Genomic DNA, 1,500 nt, shown 5'->3' on the forward strand with positions numbered 1-1,500 from the left:
GTCCAGAGGCTGTGGCGACGCTTGCACAACCGAATCCGCGCTCAGTTTAAAGCAAAAGCCAAAAAAGCCATGGCTCTTGGCACTGAGTACCTGCTGGGTGAGCACACGCCCATCCAACGGATCATACAACCCAAGCATCTTGTCAGGACGTGGTCGCTGCGAATTGCCTTTGGCAGCGAATCTGGCACTACGCAACGCCTCCCAGTCAGGCGATACATAGAACGCGAGCAACTTGATGTCGCTGTTAACCTCACCAAAACGGATGTCGTTTTCGTGATTAATGAGTGCATCCGGTACCGCTATTCTATGCTCCGCCGCGCCAGTGACAATGTAATGCCAAAGCGGGTTGAGACCAATGTGTTGAATGTCTTTGTAAAGTGCGAGATAGGCGCGCGTATCAAAGTCCATGGAAGGATTTTTACCTTCGCGCCAGCCCTGTTCACAGTAGTGCCTGAGCGGATCGACCGAGACCTCTGGCACATCGCTGTACATCGCAAGGTAGTACTTCTCGTCGAACAATCCTGACTTTTTGACGGCTTCGATCTGTGCCTCGAGCACAGCCTTGAGAACCGGTATCGGTGTATATTCACCATACGGATTGAAAACCGCATTGCGCCCGACGGGTCGACGCTTGACCGCCGTCATTTCGCAAATGCGAACTGGCAATCTGATTGGGCGACCTTCGAGCTGTCCGCATTGAATGTAGTGAAGCAGCGGATGAACCTGAGCCTCGGCAACATCAGGGTTGGCCAACAGATAATCCGAAGGACTGAAAGCGGCGCAAGGATTGCGATTTTCTATCCAGCCCTTGAGCATGTAGTGCTTGAGTGGATCAGTGCCTTTTGCACGCACTTCTGCATTATTGGCCAGGTAATAATCCGGATCAAACAACCCGCTTTCCTGAATCTCACGAAGAGTATTTTCGTTATAAAGCTCTCGACGACGCCTTAACGAGTCGACAACTTTACTCCATGTCAGCGTTCTGACGTTATGGACGGACTCTCGCACAAACCCTGAAACCATGCGCACAGACGACATTAAACGCCAGGAATGCGAAGAGAGTAATGCCTGGAGTTCCTGCTGCGTCTTGAGCAGATCAGCCTTCAGACTGACATTCTCTTTTTCGTAATCAACCAAAACGGCTTTGAGATCGACTAACTGCCTATTGAGCACACCCACAGATTGCTCAAGACTGGCGATATGCCGGTCACGTTTAACCAAAGAACCCATGAGCTCTTTTAACTGCGATTCACGCTCGAACAGAGTCGGGTTCAATGAGGCAATTCGCTGATTCAAATCCTCGATCTGTTGGGTCAAGTCCTGAATTTGAAGGGAGCGCGCACCTATTTGTTGACGACTTTCCCGAATCAGCCTGGCCGCGTCAAACGCAAGATCCAACTGCTCTACCGAAAACGCTTCTGTACGTTCTGGTACTTGCCTATCATATTCGAAGACATCAAAATCTTCGGCATACAACTCTTTAATCAAACTCGCACTTCG

1 pseudogene is annotated in these 1,500 nt (G+C 50.3%); it reads right to left on the bottom strand.

From position 1 onward, the window contains the following. A pseudogene (locus AC1DLB_RS29710) lies at positions 1 to 1,500 on the bottom strand (hypothetical protein); the annotation flags it as partial.

It is taken from the genome of Pseudomonas sp. 05N434 (assembly GCF_056396965.1).